Origin of the sequence: Micrococcus sp. HG099, from assembly GCF_024723355.1 — a bacterium.
Taxonomy (GTDB): Bacteria; Actinomycetota; Actinomycetes; order Actinomycetales; family Micrococcaceae; genus Micrococcus; species Micrococcus endophyticus.
Window position 1 is genome coordinate 1 of record NZ_JANQCJ010000179.1, and the last position, 3,313, is coordinate 3,313.

Here is a 3,313-nt window from a genome sequence, read left to right on the forward strand (position 1 = left end):
GGGCGCAGGCCCGGCTCGCCCCGCGGGACCCATGACGACGTCTCCGGCCCCTCGGGGACGCCCCGGCCCGGGTAGACTGGCCTGCAGGCCCGCCCGCGGGCGGACCGCGCCCGGCGCCGGTCCCACACCCACGGGACGGGCGTCCCCCCGTCCCCCCACCGTGAGAAGCAGATGTCATCCTCCCTGGAGTCGTCGTCCGCAGCCCGCGTCGAGACCGCCCCGCCCGGCGTCGTCGACCGGTCCAAGCCGAGCCTGTCCCGCAAGGTGCGGGCGTACGTGGAGCTGACCAAGCCCCGGGTGATCGAGCTGCTGCTCGTGACCACGCTGCCCACCATGATCTTCGCCCAGCGCGGGTTCCCGGACGTGCTCACCATGGCCGCCACCCTCGTGGGCGGCGCGCTGGCCGCCGGCGCCTCGGGCACGTTCAACTGCTACATCGACCGGGACATCGACCGGGTGATGAAGCGCACGGAGAACCGCCCGCTCGTCACCGGCGAGGTCACCCCGCGCGAGGCCCTCGTGTTCGCCTGGGTGCAGACGGTGGTCTCCATCCTCGTCCTCGGCTTCGGCGCCAACTGGCTGGCCGCCGCCCTGGGCGTCGCGGCGATCTTCTTCTACGTGGTCGTCTACTCGCTGGTGCTCAAGCGCCGGACCGAGCAGAACATCGTGTGGGGCGGCATCGCGGGCTGCTTCCCCGTGCTGATCGCGTGGGCCGCCGTGCGCGGGACCGTGGAGTGGCCGGCCATCGTGCTGTTCACCGTGATCTTCCTGTGGACCCCGCCGCACTACTGGCCGCTGTCCATGAAGTACAAGCGCGACTACCAGGAGGCGGACGTGCCGATGCTCGGCGCCATCGCCTCCGCGCGCCACGTCTCCAACCAGGTGGTCCTGTACGCGTGGGCCACCGTGGTCTGCTCCCTGCTGCTCGTCCCGATGGGCTGGGCCGGCATCGTCTACACCTCCGTGGCCCTCGTGGTCGGCGGCTGGTTCGTGTGGGAGTCGCACGTGCTGCACCGCCAGGCCCGGCGCGAGGACTTCGAGGACCGCAAGGCCATGAAGGTCTTCCACCTCTCCATCACCTACCTCACGCTGCTGTTCATCGCGCTGGCCGTCGACCCGTTCGTGGGAGAGCCGCTGATGCGCTTCGGCGCCTGACGCGCCCGCGGCCCCGCCGCCCGCTGCTCAGGACGGACACCGCTCCCGGACCCCGGGACGAGGACGGCCCCGCCCCCTTCGCGATGGAGGGGGCGGGGCCGTCCTCGTGGGGGAGGCCTCCGCGGGCCCGTGCCCGTCCGGTCCGAGGGCCGGCCCGCGTGGACCGGCCGCGGCGGCGAGGCCCCGGCGGGGACGTCAGCGCGCGTTGGCGGTGACAGGCGTGGGGTCGGCGTCGAGGAGCGCAGCGGGGCCGGCGGTGACGTACCGGGAGCGCTGGCGGTCCCAGACCTCGGTGGCCGCGGCCACGAGCAGCGCGGAGCCGAGCATGTGCAGGATCACGAGGACCACGGGCAGGCCCGTGAAGTGCTGGGTGTAGCCGATGGCCGCCTGGAGTGCGATGGCCAGCAGCAGCCGCAGCACGGCCGCCCGCTGGAGGCGGGAGGCGCCCTCGGCGCGGCGCACGGTGAACAGCAGCACGAGGGCGGCGGCCATGAGCAGGTACACCGGGATCACGTGCACGCGGGTGACCAGCAGCGGGTCGAAGGCGTGGCGCGGGGCGTCCGGGTCGCCGCCGTGCGGGCCGGTGCCGGTCACCACGGTGCCGAGGTAGACGGCCGCCCAGGTGAAGGCGAACGCGGCCCAGGCGGCGGCGCAGGAGGCGCCGGTGGTGACGCCGTCCACGATCCGCACCCCGGCCCGGCCGGCCCGGCGCTCGGCCCCGATGCGGGTCACGAGCAGCGTGGCCACGGCCACCATGACGGAGGAGACGATGAAGTGCCCGGCCACCCACCACGGGTCGAGCTCGGTGAGCACCACGATGCCGCCGACGACCGCCTGCGCGGGGATGCCGGCCAGCAGGCCCACGGAGAGCCAGAACGGGCTCCGGTGGGTGCGGCGCAGGCGCCACAGGGACAGGAACGTGGCCGCGGCGATGACCACCAGCACGAAGGTGAGCGTGCGGTTGCCGAACTCGATGTAGCCGTGGATGCCCATCTCGGGCGTGTTGGTGAGCGACTCCTGGGTGCACTTCGGCCAGGTGGGGCAGCCCAGTCCGGAGCCGGTCAGGCGGACGGCGCCGCCGGTCACGATGATGCCGATCTCGGAGGCCAGGGACGCCACCGCCAGGGCGAAGGTGCCCCGCGTGATGCGGTCGGGCAGGCGGGCGGCGAGGCCGGCCTGCGAGGTCCGGGCCTCGGTGGGGGTGGGGGACACGATGTCCTTCCGGTGGTCGGGTGGGGTCGGGGCGGTGCGGGGAGCGCCGGCGGCTCAGGGCCGCCAGCGGAACCAGCGGAGCGCCGCGGCCACGGCCACCGCGCACCACAGGGCGAGCACGAGCAGGGGGATCGGGGCCCACGCGCCGTCCACGAGGGCGGCGCGCAGCGCGGAGCCGAGGGCGCCGGAGGGCAGCAGGTCCACGCCGGGCATGCGCGAGGGGAACACGGTGCCGCCGACGGCGCCGAAGAGCACCCACAGCAGGTTGGCGGCCGCGAGGGTGGCCTCGGGGCGCGCGGTGCCGGCCAGCAGCAGGCCCAGCACGGTGAAGGCGGCCGCGCCGAGGGCGAGGGCGACGACGGCGGGCAGGATCCCGGCCGCCTCGGGGCGCCAGCCGAGGGCCAGGCCGACCCCGCCGATCACGGCGACCTGCACCAGCAGCAGGGCGACCACGGACAGGGCCTTGCCGGCCACGAGGCCGAGCGTGCCCAGCGGCGTCGTGGCGAGGGCGGCGAGCACGTCGTAGCGGCGCTCGAAGCCGGTGGCGATCGCCGTCGCGGTGAAGGCGGAGCTGATGACGGCCAGGGCCAGGACGCCCGGGACGGCCACGTCGAGGCCGGAGCGGCCGGGCTCGTCCAGCAGGCCGGTGACGTGCACGCCCACCAGGGCGAGCAGCGGCAGGACCACCGTGACGAGCAGCTGCTCGCCGTTGCGCAGGGCGGTGCCGGTCTCGTAAGCGGCCTGGCGCAGCACGCGGGTGGCCAGCGGGGCGGCCCCGGCGTGGGGGGCGGTGCCCGGCGCGGGGGCCGGCCCGGCGGTGCGGGGCTCGGCGGCATGCTGCGCGGCGGAGCCGGGGGCGGTGGGGGCGCTCATGCGGCGGTCTCCCGGAGGATCTGCTCGAGGCGCAGTCCGGCGCGCTCGAAGCGGGTGGGCATCAGGGCGTGGC

At 75.4% G+C, this 3,313-nt stretch carries 3 protein-coding genes; 1 reads left to right on the forward strand and 2 read right to left on the reverse strand.

The genetic code is table 11. The features are described from left to right. The first annotated feature begins 171 nt into the window (after window positions 1-171). On the forward strand, window positions 172-1,155 hold the full coding sequence (locus NWP10_RS11115) for a heme o synthase (RefSeq protein WP_017488097.1): 984 nt from the start codon (window positions 172-174) through the stop codon (window positions 1,153-1,155). 195 nt (window positions 1,156-1,350) lie between these two features. Here NWP10_RS11115 and NWP10_RS11120 read toward each other — a convergent pair whose 3' ends face one another. Both NWP10_RS11120 and NWP10_RS11125 read right to left on the reverse strand, forming a co-directional pair. Continuing rightward, window positions 1,351-2,367 carry a heme A synthase gene (locus NWP10_RS11120; protein ID WP_258300953.1) on the reverse strand — a complete coding sequence of 339 codons (1,017 nt, stop codon included), beginning with the start codon at window positions 2,365-2,367 and terminating at the stop codon, window positions 1,351-1,353. A gap of 54 nt (window positions 2,368-2,421) precedes the next feature. After that, window positions 2,422-3,240 (reverse strand): ABC transporter permease, encoded by an 819-nt coding sequence (locus NWP10_RS11125; protein ID WP_258300954.1) that lies wholly within the window; start codon window positions 3,238-3,240, stop codon window positions 2,422-2,424. Window positions 3,241-3,313 lie beyond the last annotated feature (73 nt).